General features: G+C 67.8%; 17 protein-coding genes. 11 read left to right on the forward strand and 6 right to left on the reverse strand.

Annotated features, from left to right (window positions below):
- Nucleotides 1-286: 286 nt before the first annotated feature.
- Nucleotides 287-778, forward strand: a complete 492-nt coding sequence (locus ACFTS5_RS33095; RefSeq protein ID WP_378639012.1) for a hypothetical protein — start codon at nt 287-289, stop codon at nt 776-778.
- Between the two features lie 66 nt (nt 779-844).
- Here the strand turns inward: ACFTS5_RS33095 and pabB are convergent, their stop codons facing one another.
- Nucleotides 845-2905 (reverse strand): aminodeoxychorismate synthase component I, encoded by a 2061-nt coding sequence (gene pabB / locus ACFTS5_RS33100; RefSeq protein ID WP_378639015.1) that lies wholly within the window; start codon nt 2903-2905, stop codon nt 845-847.
- Nucleotides 2906-2975: 70 nt separating this feature from the next.
- On the opposite strand from pabB, the gene ACFTS5_RS33105 reads away from it, so the two are divergent.
- From ACFTS5_RS33105 to ACFTS5_RS33115, 3 genes are all read left to right on the forward strand, one after another.
- Entirely contained in the window at nt 2976-4040 is a 1065-nt protein-coding gene (locus ACFTS5_RS33105) for a phosphotransferase family protein (RefSeq protein WP_378639131.1), read from the forward strand.
- Nucleotides 4041-4110: 70 nt separating this feature from the next.
- A complete protein-coding gene (locus ACFTS5_RS33110; RefSeq protein WP_378639017.1) occupies nt 4111-4635 on the forward strand; it encodes a DinB family protein in 525 nt (174 codons plus the stop codon).
- A gap of 104 nt (nt 4636-4739) precedes the next feature.
- The gene (locus tag ACFTS5_RS33115; protein ID WP_378639020.1) at nt 4740-5870 is read left to right on the forward strand and encodes an NDMA-dependent alcohol dehydrogenase; all 1131 of its coding nucleotides are present in this window, start codon (nt 4740-4742) and stop codon (nt 5868-5870) included.
- On the opposite strand, the gene ACFTS5_RS33120 is transcribed toward ACFTS5_RS33115, so the two are convergent.
- Both ACFTS5_RS33120 and aztA read right to left on the reverse strand, forming a co-directional pair.
- Entirely contained in the window at nt 5871-6227 is a 357-nt protein-coding gene (locus tag ACFTS5_RS33120) for an iron chaperone (RefSeq protein ID WP_378639022.1), read from the reverse strand.
- Nucleotides 6228-6237: 10 nt separating this feature from the next.
- A complete protein-coding gene (aztA, locus tag ACFTS5_RS33125) occupies nt 6238-6915 on the reverse strand; it encodes a zinc ABC transporter ATP-binding protein AztA (RefSeq protein ID WP_378639024.1) in 678 nt (225 codons plus the stop codon).
- On the opposite strand from aztA, the gene aztB reads away from it, so the two are divergent.
- From aztB to aztD, 3 genes are all read left to right on the forward strand, one after another.
- Nucleotides 6907-9063 carry a zinc ABC transporter permease AztB gene (gene aztB / locus ACFTS5_RS33130; RefSeq protein WP_378639026.1) on the forward strand — a complete coding sequence of 719 codons (2157 nt, stop codon included), beginning with the start codon at nt 6907-6909 and terminating at the stop codon, nt 9061-9063. The genes aztA and aztB overlap by 9 nt on opposite strands.
- 104 nt (nt 9064-9167) lie before the next feature.
- Nucleotides 9168-10088: a zinc ABC transporter substrate-binding protein AztC gene (gene aztC / locus ACFTS5_RS33135; RefSeq protein WP_378639134.1), complete on the forward strand. Its 921-nt coding sequence runs from the start codon at nt 9168-9170 to the stop codon at nt 10086-10088.
- Between the two features lie 26 nt (nt 10089-10114).
- Nucleotides 10115-11275, forward strand: a complete 1161-nt coding sequence (gene aztD, locus ACFTS5_RS33140) for a zinc metallochaperone AztD (protein ID WP_378639029.1) — start codon at nt 10115-10117, stop codon at nt 11273-11275.
- Between the two features lie 77 nt (nt 11276-11352).
- On the opposite strand, the gene ACFTS5_RS33145 is transcribed toward aztD, so the two are convergent.
- Nucleotides 11353-12549: a serine hydrolase domain-containing protein gene (locus ACFTS5_RS33145; RefSeq protein ID WP_378639032.1), complete on the reverse strand. Its 1197-nt coding sequence runs from the start codon at nt 12547-12549 to the stop codon at nt 11353-11355.
- Between the two features lie 39 nt (nt 12550-12588).
- Between ACFTS5_RS33145 and ACFTS5_RS33150 the strand changes: the two genes are divergently transcribed.
- A complete protein-coding gene (locus tag ACFTS5_RS33150) occupies nt 12589-13404 on the forward strand; it encodes a serine hydrolase domain-containing protein (RefSeq protein WP_378639035.1) in 816 nt (271 codons plus the stop codon).
- A 103-nt stretch (nt 13405-13507) separates the two neighbouring features.
- The gene (locus ACFTS5_RS33155; protein WP_378639037.1) at nt 13508-14044 is read left to right on the forward strand and encodes a DUF3145 domain-containing protein; all 537 of its coding nucleotides are present in this window, start codon (nt 13508-13510) and stop codon (nt 14042-14044) included.
- A 42-nt stretch (nt 14045-14086) separates the two neighbouring features.
- Here the strand turns inward: ACFTS5_RS33155 and ACFTS5_RS33160 are convergent, their stop codons facing one another.
- Nucleotides 14087-14458, reverse strand: coding sequence for a nitroreductase family deazaflavin-dependent oxidoreductase (locus ACFTS5_RS33160; protein WP_378639040.1), 372 nt, complete (start codon nt 14456-14458; stop codon nt 14087-14089).
- A gap of 93 nt (nt 14459-14551) precedes the next feature.
- Here ACFTS5_RS33160 and ACFTS5_RS33165 point away from each other — a divergent pair, with 93 nt between their 5' ends.
- Both ACFTS5_RS33165 and ACFTS5_RS33170 read left to right on the forward strand, forming a co-directional pair.
- Entirely contained in the window at nt 14552-15205 is a 654-nt protein-coding gene (locus ACFTS5_RS33165; RefSeq protein ID WP_378639043.1) for a TetR/AcrR family transcriptional regulator C-terminal domain-containing protein, read from the forward strand.
- A gap of 74 nt (nt 15206-15279) precedes the next feature.
- Entirely contained in the window at nt 15280-15690 is a 411-nt protein-coding gene (locus tag ACFTS5_RS33170) for a hypothetical protein (protein ID WP_378639045.1), read from the forward strand.
- Nucleotides 15691-15728: 38 nt separating this feature from the next.
- On the opposite strand, the gene ACFTS5_RS33175 is transcribed toward ACFTS5_RS33170, so the two are convergent.
- Nucleotides 15729-16619 (reverse strand): ribonuclease Z, encoded by an 891-nt coding sequence (locus ACFTS5_RS33175; RefSeq protein ID WP_378639046.1) that lies wholly within the window; start codon nt 16617-16619, stop codon nt 15729-15731.
- Between the last annotated feature and the right edge of the window lie 102 nt (nt 16620-16721).

Raw genomic sequence — 16721 nt, forward strand, 5'->3', positions numbered from 1 at the left:
GGGCACCGGTGCTTGCTCCTTCGTCGCCTACGCACCGGCGCCTGACCGGCGGCCCGGCCGCGGACCGGCCACTTCGTGGCCGTCCCTCCCTAGGGGTCGGGAGTGCGGTGGGTGGGTTGGGTGGGTTGTTGAAGAGGGGGATCGGCTGGGGTGGACCGTGTGGTCGGGGGTGAGGGCGGTCTGCGGGTTTGGGGTGGTGCGGTAGGCGGCGGAGTTCTGGCGTGACACGAGGCGGTGCGGGGTGTGCTTCCCTGCGTCTGTGGCGTCCTTGGGGCACAGTGGTGTTATGACGAACCCGAGGAGACGGGGGCGCGCGGAGGAGCCTGCTCCGGCGCAGGCGCGGAAGGTGCCGGGGGCGGAGTTGCTGTCGGCGGCTCAGGCGGCGGTGGGGGCGGCGCAGACTGCGGCGGGGCAGGCTATCGATGCCGCTCAGCAGACAGCGGGGTACGCCTTCGACGCGGCGGTTCGGTTGCCGCCCGCGTCGGCGCAGCTGGCCGCGCAGTTGCCGGATCTGGTGGAGAACCTGTCGATCGCGGTCGATCGGCTCAACAGCACGATCGATCGGCTCGATCGGACGTTGGCGCTGGCTGATCCGGTGTTCGCCACCTATGACCGGTTGTTGCCACGGCTCGAGGCGATGATCTCCCTGGGGGAGGACGTGTTCGGCGCGGTGGCGAAGCTGCCCGGTGTCGGGTTGCTCGGGCGGATCACGGGGCGTGGGGGCGAGGAACCCGCACCGGCACCGGAGCCGGACAAACGCGGCCGTCGGCGACGCTGATTCCTCGAACGCCGTCCGATCCGGCCGCGACGTGGCCCGACCGGTATTGCAGCGTGGGCGTCGAACTCACATCCCGGGAGTCAGAGCCCGGAATGTCGCCGCCGCCTTGAGCACCATCTCCGCGTACTCGTCCTCGGGATCGGAATCGAGGACGATCGCGCCGCCCGCGCCGATCCGCCACTCGTCGTCGTAGCGGACTGCCGTGCGGATGACGATGTTGAGGTCGGCGGTGCCGTTCAGGCCGAGGAAACCGATGGTGCCCGAATAGATGCCGCGCGCTTGGGTTTCCAGCTCGTCGAGGATCTCCATGGTCCGCAGCTTCGGCGCGCCGGTCATCGAACCGCCGGGGAAGCAGGCGCGCAGACAGTCGATCACCCCGGCGCCGGGAAGCAGCGTGCCACGCACGGTCGACACCAATTGGTGCAGGGTGGAATAGGTTTCGGTGTCCATCAGCTTCGGGACGTGCACCGAACCCACGTCACAGACGCGGCCGAGGTCGTTGCGCAACAGGTCGACGATCATCAGGTTCTCGGCCCGGGTCTTCGGGTCGTCGGCCAGCGCGCGACGCAGGCGCTCGTCCTCGTCGGCGGTCCGTCCGCGCGGGGCGGTGCCTTTGATCGGTTTGCTCTCGACCACCCGATCCCGGTCGATCTTCAGGAACCGTTCCGGCGAGGAACACGCCACATCCAGACCGTCGAAGCGGAGGTAGGCGGCGTACGGTGCCGGATTGCAGCGACGCAGTCGCCGGTAGAAGGCGAATCCGTCCTCGGGCGCCGCGGCGACGGCGACCGCGTCGGTCAGGCAGATCTCGTAGGACTCGCCCGCGTGCAGCCGGTCCTGACACACCGCGATATCCGCGAGATAGCGGTCGCGGCCACGCACCAGATGCGCCTGCACGGCGTCGGGATCGGCGGGCACGGGCAGGTCGGCGGGATTGGCCCAGGTGGGGAGATCGTCGAGGGACTCGGAAGTCTCGCGCAGCCACTGCTCGGCGTCGCTGGCGGTGGCGGGTTCGCACAGGGCGAGCAGGTGAGTTCGCCCGGCCTCGTGGTCGACGACAATCAGCCGGTCGGCGAAGATCCACTGGGCATCGGGGGTGGGGGAGCGGTGCGCGATGTTCGCACCGCAGTCGGCCTTCACCTCGTAACCGAGATAGCCGACGTAGCCGCCCGCGAAATCGAAAGGCAACGGCGGGATATCGCAGCGCCGCGCCCGGAGTTCGCGATCGAGATAGTCCAGGACCGTGCCCGCGACGGTACGGGTGCCCGCGACGTCCGTCACGGTGACGCGGGCGTCGCCGACCCGGTAACCGACGATTTCGGCATGCGGCCCGCGCGCGTCGCCGAGGAAGGAGAACCGGTCCAGACCGGGTTCGACGTGCTCACTGTCGAGCCAGAACGCGCTCGGAGCGTCGGCACAACGGCGCAGGAAGATCGCTTCGGTATCGATCGCGCGTTCGATCACCTTGTGCCGCAGGCTGAATGAGCGTTCATGGGAAACGGGCGCCACGACCGCGGGTCCGCGCACGATCACCGGTGCGGCTACCCGTGTGCGCGCCTTGGTGAGATCGGCGAAGTTGCGCAACAGCGCGGCGCCGAATTCACTCGACACCGACTCGGGGTGGAACTGCACACCCCACTGCGGCCGCTCGCGATGGCGCACCCCCATGATCACCCCATCGCTGGTCGACGCGGTCACCTCGAGCGACGCGGGCAGCGGCTCCCGCGCCGCGAGCGAGTGGTAGCGCACCACGGTGAAGCCCTGCGGCAGACCGGCGAACAGATCCCGATCGTCGTGGGTCACCTGGTCGAGGAAACCGTGCCTGGCCTGTGGCGCGCGCTCCACCGTTCCGCCCGCGCCGAGCACGATCCCCTGATGGCCTAGGCACACGCCCAGCAGCGGCAGATCGGTCTGCGCGATCAGCGCTGTCGACACCCCCATGTCGCGGGCGCGGTCCGGGCGGCCGGGTCCGGGCGAGATCACCACATTGTCGAACTGATCGAGGTCGAGGGAGCCGTCGGCCTCGTCGTTGCGCACGACGGTCGGCTCGCTCCCGTTGACCTCGCTGATCAGCTGATAGAGGTTGTAGGTGAACGAGTCGTAGTTGTCGATCAAGAGCGTGCGCATCGTGGCAGAAACATTACGCCGGGCGTGCGCGTGCGCATTCCCGCGCAGCCCCCGCCGAACTCCGGGCACAATGTGCGGCATGGCTGTTTCTCAACCTGTCGATGTTGACCCGGCGATCGCCGATTTCGCGGCGATCGGACGGTGGATGGACGAACAGGGCTTGCCCGGGACGGAATTCGACGCGGTCACCGCTCTCGGCGGCGGCACGCAGAATGTGATGCTGCGCTTCACCCGGGGCGGGCGTGAGTACGTGCTGCGGCGCGGGCCCAAGCATCTGCGCGCCAAGAGCAATGAGGTGATCGGCCGGGAATCACGGCTGCTGCGCGCGATCGCCGACACCGAGGTGCGTTCGCCCCGGGTGATCGCGGCCTGCGACGACGAATCGGTGATCGGCGCGGTGTTCTATCTGATGGAGCCCATCCGCGGCTTCAACCCACAGACGGAACTGCCCGAATTGCACGCTGGTGATCCCGAGGTCCGGCGCCAGATGGGTCTGTCCGCGGTCGAGGCCATCGCCCGGCTCGGCTCCCTCGACTATCAGGCGCTCGGCCTCGACGACTACGGCCGTCCCGCGGGTTTCCTCGAGCGGCAGGTCCCGCGCTGGCTGCGCGAACTCGACTCCTACAACGCCAACGAGGGCTACCCCGGCCCGCAGATCCCCGGTGTCGAGCGGATCGGCGACTGGCTCGAGCGGCACCGGCCTGCGGACTGGCTGCCCGGCATCATGCACGGCGACTGTCACCTGGCGAACATGATGTTCGACTACGACGGCCCCGAGGTGGCGGCGATGGTCGACTGGGAGATGTCGACGATCGGCGATCCGCTGCTCGACCTGGGCTGGCAGCTGGCGACCCGGCCCGAGCCCGGCACCGTCGGGGCGGGTCTGATGGGCACCCTCGGCACCGTCGGCGGTCTGCCGACCGAGGCGGAGATGATCGAGCACTACGGCAAGTTCTCCGACCGCGATCTCAGTGCCGTCACCTGGTACACCGTGCTGGCCTGCTTCAAGCTGGGCATCGTCCTCGAGGGCACCTACGCGCGGGCGTTCGCGGGCAAGGCGCCGAAACCGGTCGGCGACTTCCTGCACGCGGTGACGCTGGAACTCTTCGAGCAGGCGAATCAGCTCGCCGAATGATGCCGGATCTCGTCGATAGTTGGCTGGATATTGATGGAGCATAAAAAGAGGACAATTTAGGCTGACTTCCATGATCGTCCCCGACACCAAGAATTGGACCTGGGTCCTCGAACGCGCCTGCTCGGAGTGCGGATTCGATGCCGAGGCCACCGCGTACTCGGCCGTCCCCGAGCTCGTGCTCGACAGCGCCGCCAGGATCGGCACGGCGCTCGAACGCGACGATGCGCGAGTGCGTCCCGACGAGCTGACCTGGTCGGTCCTCGAGTACGGCGCTCATGTGCGCGATGTGTGCCGGATCTTCGACACCAGGCTCGCGCTGATGCTCGACGGTGACGGGGTCGAGGCGCCGCGGTTCGAGAACTGGGATCAGGACGCGACCGCCGTCGCCGATCGCTACGACCAGCAGGATCCCGCCGTGGTCGCCCGGGAGCTGGCGCTCGCCGCCGATCGTGTGGCTGCCGCGTTCGGTGCGGTGCCCGCCGATCGGCTCGATCTGCGGGGCGCGCGCAGCGACGGTTCGCTGTTCACGGTCACCTCGCTGGGTCGGTACTTCTTGCACGACGTCGTGCACCACGTCCATGACGTGCGCGGATAGAAATCTCTCGAATATTTTCTAGAACGTGTTTCAGAAACCGGTGATTTGTGGCTAGGGTGAGTGCAGTCACAACGAGGCACGAGCTTGGCGAGAGGTCTACCGGCATGAAGACGAAGGGCGCGATCCTGTGGGGCACCGACCAGGAATGGTCGGTCGAGGAGATCGAGGTCGGCGACCCCGTCGCCGGTGAAGTGCAGATCCGGATGGAAACGGCGGGCATGTGCCACTCCGACCATCACATCGTCACCGGCGCGACGCCGATGCCGTCCTACCCGGTGATGGGTGGGCACGAGGGCGCGGGTGTGATCACCAAGCTCGGCCCGAACTGTCCGGCCGACCTGGCCGTGGGTGACCACGTCATCCTGTCGTTCATCCCCGCCTGCGGCCGCTGTCCCTCGTGCGTCGCCGGAAACATGGCGCTGTGCGACCTCGGCGCGGGACTGCTGATGGGGCAGGCTATTTCGGACGGCACGTACCGCATCCAGGCGCGTGGCGAGAATGTCATCCCGATGTGCCTGCTCGGCACGTTCTCCCCGTACATGACGGTGCACCACACGTCCGTGGTGAAGATCGATCCCACCATCCCGTTCGAGGTGGCTTGCCTCGTCGGCTGCGGCGTGCCGACCGGCTTCGGATCCTCGACCCATGTGGCACAGGTGCAGCCGGGTGAGACCGTGGTGATCGCGGGTATCGGTGGCGTCGGCATGAGCGCGCTGCAAGGGGCCGTGCTCTCCGGCGCGTCGAAGGTCATCGCCATCGACCCGAATCCGTGGAAGCGCGAACAGGCGCAGAAGTTCGGCGCCACCCACACCTACGAGAGCATGGCCGCCGCGATCATGCCGATGATCGAGGCCACCGAGGGGCGGATGGCCGAGAAGGTCATCCTCACCATGGGTGAGATGCATGGCGACTACGTCGAAGAGGGCCTGATCCTCACCGGCAAGGCGGGCACTCTGGTCGTCACCTCGATGGGGCGCATGGACGCCGGCGACGTCAAGATGAACAGCTTCCTGCTGTCGATGTTGCAGAAGACGGTGAAGGGCACGATCTTCGGTGGCGGCAACGCCCGTCAGGACGCGCCGCGCCTGCTCTCGCTCTACAAGGCGGGCCAGCTCAATCTCGACGACATGGTCACGCGCAGCTACTCGCTCGAAGAGATCAACCAGGGCTACCAGGACATGCTGGACGGCAAGAACATCCGCGGCATCATCCGCTTCACCGAAGCCGACTGGTAGTCAGCTCTTGCCCGCCCGCTCGGCGAGGCGGACCGCGACCTGGGCGATCAGGTCGTACGGAATCGGTTCGCCGAGGGGGAATTTCAAGGTGCCACGGCCCGAGTTGTAGGGCTCGACGGCTTTCTCGAACGCCTCGTCCCCCTCGGGGACGGGGTACACGCTCACGTGGGACTTCCAGCCCGCGAAGAAGATGAACACCCGGCCGTCGATGGTGGCGGCCGGGATGGCGTAGCTGATCTTCTCGCCCGTGTCGGGCACCGCGCGGTGGATCGTTTCGCGGATCCGCTGCAGGACAGCGCGCTCTGACGGCGGTTGGGCCGCCAGATAGGCGTCGACGGAGTCGGGTTTCTCGGTCATGTCCTCGACTCTAGGCTCTGACCAGCACTTTCTCCGGATGACCCGCGGCCTTCAGCCGCCCGTCCCGCAGCAGCAGGCAGTGGTCTGCCCGGCTCGCCTCGTCCAGGTCGTGGGTGGCCTGGACGACAGTCACACCGGCCGCGCTGATCTGCGCCAGGACCCCGGAGATCTCGGCCTGAGACGCCTCGTCCAAGCCCGCCGCCGGCTCGTCCAGCAGCAGTAGATCGGACTCCTGCGCCAAAGCCTGTGCGAGCAGCGTGCGTTGGCGTTGACCGCCCGAGAGGGTGTCGAGCCGCCGGGTCGCCAGATCGGTGAGCTCCATTCGTTCCAGGCAGGTGCGCGCGATCTCGCGATCCGCACGGGTCAGTCGCCGCCACGGTCCGCGGTGCGCCCAGCGCCCCATCGCGACCACTTCTCGCACCGTGATCGGCAGAGTCTGCGGAATCGCCGTGTGCTGCACCACGAAGGCGGGTCGCCGGGTGGTGGTGCGGTGCACCGTCCCGTCCTGCGCGGTCACGGTGCCGGCGAGAACGCCGAGCAGGGTCGATTTCCCCGAGCCGTTGGGTCCGACGATCGCGGTCACCTGCCCGCGCGGGATCGTGGCCGTCACCTCGTGGAGTACGGGCCGCCGGGCGTAACCGGCGGTCAGCCGCTCGATCCGGATTGCTGCGTCATCTGTGTGCTGCATCTCACCTCAATTGAAACGATAATCATTTTCAGTATATCGTCTCGCGCTATGGATTGGCTGTTCGCCCCGTTCGAGGTGGCTTTCGTGCAACGCGCGCTGTGGGGTGGGCTGCTCGTGTCGTGCGTGTGCGCCCTCGCCGGGACCTGGGTGGTGGTGCGCGGCATGGCATTTCTCGGCGACGCGATGGCGCACGGGATGCTGCCCGGCGTCGCGGTCGCGGCGTTGCTCGGCGGGAACCTGATGATCGGCGCCGCGATCAGTTGCACCGCCATGGCCGCCGGGGTGTCGGTGCTGAGTCGTGGCAAGCGGTTCGCGCCGGATACCGCGATCGGCCTGTTGTTCGTCGGGATGCTCGCGACCGGGGTGATCATCGTGTCGCGGTCGCAGTCCTTCGCGGTGGACCTGACCGGGTTCCTGTTCGGTGATGTGCTGGCCGTGCGCGCCGTCGACCTGTGGTATCTAGTTGCGGCCCTTGTCGTCGCGCTGGTGGTGGCGGTGCTCGGGCATCGCGCGTTCGTGGCGCTCACCTTCGATGCACGCAAGGCGCACACCCTCGGGCTGCGTCCGAAGCTGGCGCACGCGGCGCTGGTGGGTTTGGTGACCCTGGCGATCGTGGCGTCGTTTCACGTCGTGGGGACGCTGCTCGTCTTCGGATTGCTGATCGCGCCGCCCGCCGCCGCGGTGTTCTGGTCGAACCGGGTGCCGGTGGTGATGGCGGTTGCCGCGTTGATCGGTGGACTGTCCACCGTGGGGGGCCTGGTCATTTCGTGGCACGCGGGAACCGCTGCGGGGGCCACCATCGCGGCGGTGGCCGTCGGCTCGTTCTTCGTGTCCGCGCTCATTTCCGCGGTGCGGGAACGGGTCGGCCGGGTGGGCGTGGTCGCGCTCGCCGCTGTGCCGTTGGTGGGCTGCGGGGCAACAGAGGTGCCGGTCGTCGAGGAGACGGCGCCGCACGGGTTCGTCGCGGGCGCGGAGGAGATGAGCGAGGCACAGACACGCGTGGTTGTCGCCGACGAGGCCGGGGCTGTGCGGGTGATCGATCTGTTGAGCGGGGAGGTCACGGCCGTTGACGCCGGCTCAGCGGAAAGTGGTCGAGCGCAGCCGCATTCGAGCGCGCCGGGTGGCACCGCGCCGTCGCCGAACAGTGGCGACCAGAAGGTGTCGACCGTTGGAGCGGTGGGGGACGGGCGTTTCGCGTACCTGAGTTCAGGTGCGTCGATCCAGGTCGTGGACAGCGGGGCGTGGACCGTCGACCATGGCGACCATCGGCACTACTACAAGGCACCCGTCCGGGAGATCGGGGTGATCGCCGCGGCCGACAGTGGTGCGGATACGGGGCCCGGCGCCGGGAGCGTTTCTCCCGCACCGGAAGGCGGCCGCGGGGTCGTCGGGGCGTACAGCGATGCTGCCGTCGCGTCGGTGGTGCTGGACTCCGGCGCGTCGATCTTGTTCGACCGTCCGGCTCTGGACGGCGGTGTCGCCCAGACGCAACGCCGAATCGAAGGCATCGCGGTGCCGTATGCCGAGCGGATCGTGGTGGCTGACAGTTCGGGTCGAGTCGAGGTGCGCGGGCGTGACGGCGCGGCGGGGCAAGTGCAGGCTCCCCCGTGTCCGCAGCCGAAAGGGCAGGCCGTGACCAGGCGCGGAGTTGTTGTCGGCTGTGCCGACGGCGCGCTCGTGGTGGCCCAGCGCGAGGGCGAGATCGTCGCCGAGAAGATTCCCTATCCGGCGCAGACCTCGGACCGGGCGAGCGCCTTCACCCACCGCCCCGGCAGCACCACACTGACCGCGCTCGGACGCGACGGTGTGTGGACGCTCGACATCAGGAAGAAGACCTGGACTCGAACCGCGATCTCCGACGCGGTCGCGGTGAACACCGCCGGTGAGGGATCGCCGCTGCTGGTGCTCACCCGCGATGGTGTGCTGCACGGCATCGACCCCGTAACCGGCACGGAGACAACGCGGACCGCGTTGATCGCCGGGGCGGTCGAAGGAGATCCGGTGATCAGTGTCGATCCGGAGCGCGCCTACATCAACGACTCTCGGGCGCGCACCGTCCACGAGATCGCCTACAACGACAATCTTCGCGTCGCGCGCACGTTCTCGCTGGACATCGCGCCCTCGCTGATGGTGGAGACCGGCCTGTGAAGCGCGCGCACATCTCTCACGTTCTCCCCTCGAGCCGACGGCGGGCAACTGCCGTGCCGTCTATACCGTTGCGCCGCTACGACATTGGTCGAATCACGGGGACGATCCGCCGCGCAGTCCCGCTCCTGTTCGCGGCTGCCCTGCTCGTGCCGCTGGTGAGTGCGTGCAGCAGCGGGGCCGAGCGGTCCGGGATCGTGGTGACCACCAATATCCTCGGCGATCTGACCCGGGCCGTTGTCGGTGACACGGTGCCGGTGACAGTGCTGATGCAGGCGGGCGCCGATCCGCATTCGTTCGGTATTTCCGCACGTCAAGCAGCCGAGATCGAGCGGGCGGCGCTGGTGGTGCACAACGGGCTCGGGCTCGAGGAAGGCGTGGCCCGGCATGTGGGGGCTGCCACCAGTGCCGGGGTTCCCACCCTCGCCGTGGCCGAGCGGGTGGATCCGATCACCTATGCCTCCGATGAGTCGGCGGGACAACCCGATCCGCACTTCTGGACCGATCCGCGCCGGGTGCGCACGGCCGTCGAGGCGATCAGTACCGAGGTGCTCGCCCGGGTCGACGGCATCGACGCCGACGCGGTGCGGGCGAACACGCGGCGCTACCTCGGCGAGGTCGACGAGCTGGACCGGTGGATGACCGATCGGTTCGCCGCCGTCCCGGCCGAGCGCAGGCAGCTGGTGACCGACCATCACGTCTTCGGTTATCTCGCACAGCGATTCGGATTCCGGGTGATCGGCGCGGTGATCCCCAGCGGCACCACCCTGGCCTCGCCGAGCGCCTCCGATCTCGACGACCTCGCGACCGCGATCCGGACCGCGGGTGTGAGTGCGATCTTCGCCGACTCCGCACAGCCCGATCGGCTGTCGCGCGTCCTGGCCGAACACACCGGGCTACAGGTGCAGGTGATCGCCCTGCACACCGAGTCGCTCACCGCACCCGGTGACGGCGCGGCCACCTATCTGGAGATGGCTCGCGCCAACACCGAGGCCATCGCCCGTGGTCTATCCGGGCCGAGCACGTAATTCACGCACAAGAGATGGAGCACTACATGAACAGGTCACGGACCACCACCATGGTGGCCATGTCCGCGGCACTCGCCTCGGCGATGGCGCTGAGCGGTTGCGGCACAGACGATTCCGGTCACGATCACCCGCACACGCCGGGCGCCGAACCGATCGCCCTCACCTACGACGGCGGCATCTACGTCCTCGACGGCTCGTCACTGGCCCAGCGGGGCGAGGTGAAGATCGACGGCTACAACCGGCTCAACCCGGTCGGGGACGACGACCATCTGATGGTGTCGACCAAGGACGGCTTCCGCGTCTTCGACGCCTACGACGCCGCGTTCACCGGAACCCAGTTCCCCGCCGCCAAGCCGGGCCATGTCGTCCGGCACGCGGGCAAGACGGTGCTGTTCGCCGACGGCTCCGGTGAGGTCACCGTGCTCGATACCGCGCAGGTCGACAGCGGCAAGCCGACGGAGGTCTACAAGGCCGCCGCTCCGCACCACGGTGTCGCGATCGAGTTGAGCAACGGGAACATGGTGCTCACCCTCGGCACCGAGGACAGGCGGGTCGGCGTCGTCGCGCTCGACAAGGACCGCAAGGAGCTCACCCGCAACGAGGACTGCCCCGGCGTGCACGGTGAAGCGGCGGCTCAGGGCGAGGCGGTCGTGATCGGCTGCCAGACCGGCGCCGTCGTCTACCGCGACGGCAAGATCACCAAGGTCACCAGCCCGACCGCTTACGGGCGGATCGGCAACATGTCCGGCAGCGACGCGTCGCCGATCGTGCTCGGTGACTACAAGCAGGACAAAGACGCCGAACTCGAACGCCCGCAGCAGATTTCGCTGGTGAACACCGTCGACGGCACGCTGCGGCTGGTCGATATCGGCACCAGCTACACCTTTCGTTCGCTGGCTCGCGGCCCGCAGGGTGAGGCGCTGGTGCTGGGCACCGACGGCAAGATCCACGTCATCGACCCCGTCGCGGGCGCGGTGGTTCGCACCATTCCGGTGATCGGCAGCTGGCAGGAGCCGCTCGACTGGCAGGTCGCCCGCCCGAACCTGTTCGTTCGCGACGGCGTCGCCTACGTGAGCGACCCCGCGTCCAAGCAGGTGCACCGTGTCGACCTGGCCGCCGGAAACATCACCGCCAGCGCGACTCTGGCAGCCACGCCGAACGAGCTGACCGGCGTTACCGCGCACTGATCGAGGTCACCACGCTCGCCCGTGTTCGTCTCACGGAACACCGGCGAGCGTGGTGCTCGTCAGTTCGGATCGCTGACTCAGGCGGCGCACCGCACGACGACCTCGCGCAGGTTACGGCTGCGCACATCGTCGAGAATCGCCATACCGAGACGGTTCATGCTGTAGCCGAAGCCCACTCCGGTTGCCGGGTCGGCGAATCCGAAGGAGCCACCCAAACCGGTGGTGCCGTACGCGCGTTTGTCCGAGCCGAAGCGGAACGTGCCGCGCGACTTGCGGAAACCGAGGTGGTAGCGGCTCTTGGTGTGCAGCACCAGGTCTTCGGCGGGCACATCGTCGGCGGTGTCGGCGGCGGCCAGCAGGTCGAGAACGTCCTCGCTGATCGGCAGCACGCCGGTGCGGCCCGCGGCGGCGCCGTAGACCTGCGCCAGCGCGCGGGCATTGCCGACGCCGTTCATGCCGGGCCATTCGATTTCCAGGAACTCCCGTCGCGCGGCGCGGGCGGGGGCGCCAGGGCGCGGATTGGTCAGCGCGGCGTAGGAGTGTCCGCGCTTGGCATAGACCTCACCGCCGATGCGCAGCGGCAGATCACGCCGCTCGTAGCGCCAGATGTCCCAGCCCTTGGTCGCCGAGAGCTGGGCGACCCGGTCCATCGACTCGGTCTCGGGCAGTCCGATGAACAGATCGGCGCCGACCGGGCGCGCGATCTCCTCGGCGAAGAACCGCCCGAGACTGCGGCCCGCCGGATCCACCCTCCGCAGCAATTCGCTCTGATACAGGCCCAGTGTGAGTGCGTGATAACCGTGCCGGGTGCCCGGCTCCCAGGCCGGCTTCTGCGCGGCCAGCAGCTCGCCGAGGGCGTCGCGGTCGACCAGTTCGCGCAGTTTCACGATCCGGTCCAGTCCCGACAGACCGGCCTGATGGTCGATGAGCTGACGCACCGTGATGCGCTCTTTGCCGTGCGCGGCGAACTCCGGCCAGTACTTCGCCACCGGCGCCTCGTAGTCGAGCAGCCCCCGCGACACCGCCGTCGCGAGGGTGAACGCCGACATTCCCTTCGACGAGGAGAACACCGGCACGATCGTGTCGCGCTCCCAGGCCACCTCGCGCTGTCGGTCGCGATGGCCCGCCCACAGGTCGACCAGTGGCTGGTCACCGGAGTAGACGGCGACGGCGGCGCCGATCTCGCCGTGATCGGTGAAGTTGCGGCGGAAGGCGTCGGCGACGGGGCCGAAACCGGCCGCCACGTCGCCGTGGATCGATGGTGCGGGACTCATGGTGTCCACGATCGTAGCCGCGTCTCGTACGCTGCCGATATGCGATCGTTGCAGCAGGTTCAGCACTGGCCGGTCGAGAACGCCGCCGCCGCCGTGGTCACGGCCGGCAGTGTGTCGAGCATCGGCGACACCGAGCGGGTGTTCCGGCTCGCCTCGGTCACCAAACCGCTCGTCGCCTACGCCACCCTCGTGGCGCTCGAGGAAGGCGCGGTCGAACTCGACCAACCGGCGGGTCCGCCCGGTTCTACCGTGCGGCATCTGCTGGCCCACACTTCGGGCGTCGCGTTCGCCACTCCCGAAGTTCTCGCCGCACCCGGGGCGCGGCGCATCTACTCGAGCGCGGGCTTCGAACTGCTCGCCGATTTCCTCACCGACGTGACCGGGATCGAATTTCCGCTGTATCTGCGCGAGGCGGTTTTCGAGCCGCTCGGTATGCGCACGGCGGTCCTCGACGGGTCCGCCGGCCATGCGTGCAGCGCCTCCCTCGCCGACCTCACGCTATTCGCCGCCGAGTTGCTGACACCTCAATTGATATCCCGGCAAACCTTGGACGACGCGACCTCGGTGCAATTCCCCGACCGCAACGGCGTCCTCCCCGGATTCGGCTCCCAGCGCCCCAACGACTGGGGATTGGGATTCGAAATCCGCGACGGGAAAACCCCGCACTGGACTGGGACAACCAATTCCGCCCGCACCTACGGGCACTTCGGCCAGTCCGGCACGTTCCTCTGGGTCGACCCGGAAATCGGAGTGGCGACAATCGCGCTGAGCGACGAGAATTTCGGTGACTGGGCCAGAGCGGCGTGGCCGAAATTCAGCGATTCCGTTATCGCAGAGACACATAACACGCAGTAAAGTAACACGCGCAACACCGCACACTTCAGTACACTCGTGCCACGCCAGACCACGACGGGCCGTTGGGGAAGACGTTCCTTGTCGAGGCTGGAGGTGTTGGTAAGTGCGCGCATCGAGTCAGTTCGCTGACGCGACGGCGGGTGTGGTCTACATCCACTCATCGCCCGCCGCGTTGTGCCCTCACGTGGAATGGGCGCTGTCCACTGCGCTGTCGTCCCCCGCGAAATTGCGCTGGAACACCCAACCGGCCGACGGGCAACTCCGCGCCAGCAGCGACTGGATAGGCCCCGTCGGCACCGCGGCCCGGATAGCCCAATCATTGCGCACCTGGCCTGTTCTCCGCTTCGAAGTCACCGAGGACCCCAGCGAAGGCGTCGACGGCGAACGCTACAGCTTCGTCCCCACCCTGGGCCTCTGGCACGGATCCACCGGCGCCAACGGTGACGTGATGCTGGGCGAAATGCGATTACGCGCCCTACTCCAAGCCGCCAAAGAACTGGACGTCCACGGAACCTTCGACCTCTCCACCGAACTCGACCGAGCGCTGGGCGCACCCTGGGACGAGGATCTCGAGGCATTCCGTCAGGGAACCGACAACGTCGGCGCGGAAGTCACCTGGCTGCGACGGGATGTGGGCTGACACCCGATCCGTGCGCGTTCATCGTGGCCGGGCCGGTTGAGGTCAGTCGGCGAGGTCCATGCGGAGGAACTCGGTGATGCGGAGGAGTTTCGGGGGGCGGGGGATTTCCGGGGGAAGTGCCTGGAACGCTTCGTCTCTGCCGACGACGCGGGGTGCGGTGAGGGCCACCTCCCGGCCGTCCTTGCGGAGTTGCGCGGTGCCGGTGGCCAGGATGTTCTGCACCCAGTCCGCGGCTGATCCGTAGACGAGGACGAACAGGTAGCCGCCGTCGACGGGGTGGGCGTCGAGTGGGGTGCGGTAGGTCTGTCCCGAGGAGCGGCCGGTGTGGGTGAGGACCGGCCATTTTCCGCCTGCGACAGCGCGTGGGTTGAAGACGCGTTTGTTGATGTGGCCCCACCAAATCGGCATAGGCATGGGTGCTCCCTTGTTCGGGCCGGTGTGAACTTACACCTGTAAGGCTGACTTACGGTTGTAAGCTTGTCAACACTTCGTCACCGAGGAGGTTCCATGCCCGTACGACAACCGCTCAGCCGCGATCGTGTGCTGGAGGCCGCGATTCGGGTCGCCGATCGTGGGGGAGTGGAGGCCATCACGATGCGGCGGGTGGCGCAGGAGCTCGGCGTGGAGGCGATGTCGCTCTACAACCATGTGCCGAACAAGGACGCGATGCTCGACGGGGTCGTCGACGCGGTGTTCGCGGCGATCGAGTTGCCGAAGGCGGGCAGTGCGCAGTGGCGGGATGCGATCCGGGGCAGGGCCTGTTCGGCGCGTTCGGTTCTGGCGCGACACAGCTGGGCGCTCGGGCTGATGGATTCCCGCCGCAATCCCGGATCGGCGACGCTGCGTCATCACGATGCTGTTCTCGGAGTTCTTCGCGAGGCCGGGTTCTCGCTGCCGATGGCCGCGCACGCGGTCTCGCTGATCGACAGCTACGTCGGCGGGTTCGTCCTGCAGGAGGCGAACCTGCCCGTGTCCGTGCCTGCCGACGTCGAGGAAGTCGCGGGCGGCATTCTCGCGAACCTTCCGGCAGATGAGTTGCCCTATCTCACCGAGATGATCGTCGACCACGCGCTGCAACCGGGGTACGACTACTCGAGCGAGTTCGGTTTCGGTCTGGACCTGATCCTGGATGCGCTCGAGGCACGCCGGGTTTCGCGCTGAGGCGCCAGCCCCCGATTGCTGGGGCAGCGCTGTCCTTGTGTCGAAATCCGTTGTGGTGCAGCATCAAACATGTGATGAACAGACGAATTTCTGGAGCCATCCTGGCCGCGTCAGCCGCGGTTGTCGCCTTCGGTCCCGGCGCGCCCGCGGGCGCGGCAACCCCGTTCGTAGCGCCCGAGATCACCTTCGCCGGTACCGCGGCGGGCACCGTCACCGCCACCCTGCGCAACCCCAACGACCGGGGGCAGTGCTGGGCCGAAGCGGGCGTCGGTCCCGAGAACAACCACGTGTTCTTCGGTGACAGCGCCCCGGAATCACTGGCCGACCCCGGCAAGACGGTCGTGACCTCGCTCGACGGCCTCGAGCCCGGCACCACGATCACCGCCCGCGGTGGCTGCGTCAACGGCGCCGAGTTCGCGTTCTCCGAGTTGGTCACGGTCAACGTTCCGGCCGCGACGCCCTCGACCGGAAGCTTCGGCTTCTAGGTTCGCTGACAGCCGCGGCCGGTGTGCCGCGGCTGTCCTCAGCCGCCTGTGCGTCGCGGTGGGAGGGCGACACGGTCGAGATCGTGGGCGAGGACGGCGCCGGGGAAGTTCGCCTGCTCGATGAACAAGTGGTCCTCGCTTTCGGTGTAGCGCTCCGAGAAATGGGTCAGAACAAGAGTTTTGACGCCGCAGGAACGCGCGACCTCGCCCGCCTGACGCGCCGTGAGATGGCCGCGTTCGTGCGCCTGATCCGTCTCGGAGTCGAGGAAGGTGGACTCGATGATCAGCATGTCGACGCCATCCGCGAGCTCGAAGACGTTGTCGCACAGGCGCGTATCCATGACGAAGGCGACCTTCTGGCCGGGCCTCGGCGCCGAGCATTCCTCCAGCAGTGGACCTGACAGCTCGCGGACCGCGGCGCCGGAAATGCCGTGCTCACGCAACTTCTCGGGCAGAAACGTCCGGCTGTCCGGTTCGGCGAGGCGATAGCCGTACGTGGGGATGCTGTGGGCGAGGGAAAGCGCGGTGAGGGTGAAACCGTTGCCCTGCAACGTTTCGCCGGGGCCGCTCACCGGGTGCTCGATCAGCGTGGGAGAGCCGTAGTAGCTCGTCGCGTACCGCAGCCGGTCCCAATACTCGGCATTCTCGCCGGGGTAGACGGCGTGCACGCCGTGGGGCACCCCATCGCGTCCCAGTCGCTGCACGATGCCTGGCACACCCAGTGAGTGGTCACCGTGAAAATGGGTGATACACAACCAATTCAGTTCGGTTGCGGAGGCGCCCGCGTGCGCCATCTGACGCTGCGTGCCCTCGCCGGGATCGAACAGCACGCCCTGCCCGTCCCAGCGCAGTAGGTAGCCGTTGTGGTTGCGACGGCGGGTGGGCACAGCTCCGGCTGTGCCGAGGACGACGAGTTCTCGTGTCGACATCGACCCATCCTGGCGGGTCGCCGTGTCGGTGTCACGTCGATTCGACCGTCGGACGCGATGAGCGGGTACGCGGACGACGGTGATGGTGAGATGGACCGAGTG

This window comes from Nocardia sp. NPDC056952, from assembly GCF_042674185.1.
Taxonomy (GTDB): Bacteria; Actinomycetota; Actinomycetes; order Mycobacteriales; family Mycobacteriaceae; genus Nocardia.

Coding starts and splice junctions, on each gene's coding strand:
- aztD (WP_378639029.1), top strand. CDS start 10,115: ATGAACAGGTCACGGACCACCACCATGGTGGCCATGTCCGCGGCACTC.
- ACFTS5_RS33095 (WP_378639012.1), top strand. CDS start 287: ATGACGAACCCGAGGAGACGGGGGCGCGCGGAGGAGCCTGCTCCGGCG.
- ACFTS5_RS33160 (WP_378639040.1), bottom strand. CDS start 14,458: ATGCCTATGCCGATTTGGTGGGGCCACATCAACAAACGCGTCTTCAAC.
- ACFTS5_RS33170 (WP_378639045.1), top strand. CDS start 15,280: ATGAACAGACGAATTTCTGGAGCCATCCTGGCCGCGTCAGCCGCGGTT.
- ACFTS5_RS33165 (WP_378639043.1), top strand. CDS start 14,552: ATGCCCGTACGACAACCGCTCAGCCGCGATCGTGTGCTGGAGGCCGCG.
- ACFTS5_RS33105 (WP_378639131.1), top strand. CDS start 2,976: ATGTGCGGCATGGCTGTTTCTCAACCTGTCGATGTTGACCCGGCGATC.
- ACFTS5_RS33150 (WP_378639035.1), top strand. CDS start 12,589: ATGCGATCGTTGCAGCAGGTTCAGCACTGGCCGGTCGAGAACGCCGCC.
- ACFTS5_RS33110 (WP_378639017.1), top strand. CDS start 4,111: ATGATCGTCCCCGACACCAAGAATTGGACCTGGGTCCTCGAACGCGCC.
- ACFTS5_RS33120 (WP_378639022.1), bottom strand. CDS start 6,227: ATGACCGAGAAACCCGACTCCGTCGACGCCTATCTGGCGGCCCAACCG.
- aztA (WP_378639024.1), bottom strand. CDS start 6,915: ATGCAGCACACAGATGACGCAGCAATCCGGATCGAGCGGCTGACCGCC.
- ACFTS5_RS33115 (WP_378639020.1), top strand. CDS start 4,740: ATGAAGACGAAGGGCGCGATCCTGTGGGGCACCGACCAGGAATGGTCG.
- ACFTS5_RS33145 (WP_378639032.1), bottom strand. CDS start 12,549: ATGAGTCCCGCACCATCGATCCACGGCGACGTGGCGGCCGGTTTCGGC.
- ACFTS5_RS33175 (WP_378639046.1), bottom strand. CDS start 16,619: ATGTCGACACGAGAACTCGTCGTCCTCGGCACAGCCGGAGCTGTGCCC.
- pabB (WP_378639015.1), bottom strand. CDS start 2,905: ATGCGCACGCTCTTGATCGACAACTACGACTCGTTCACCTACAACCTC.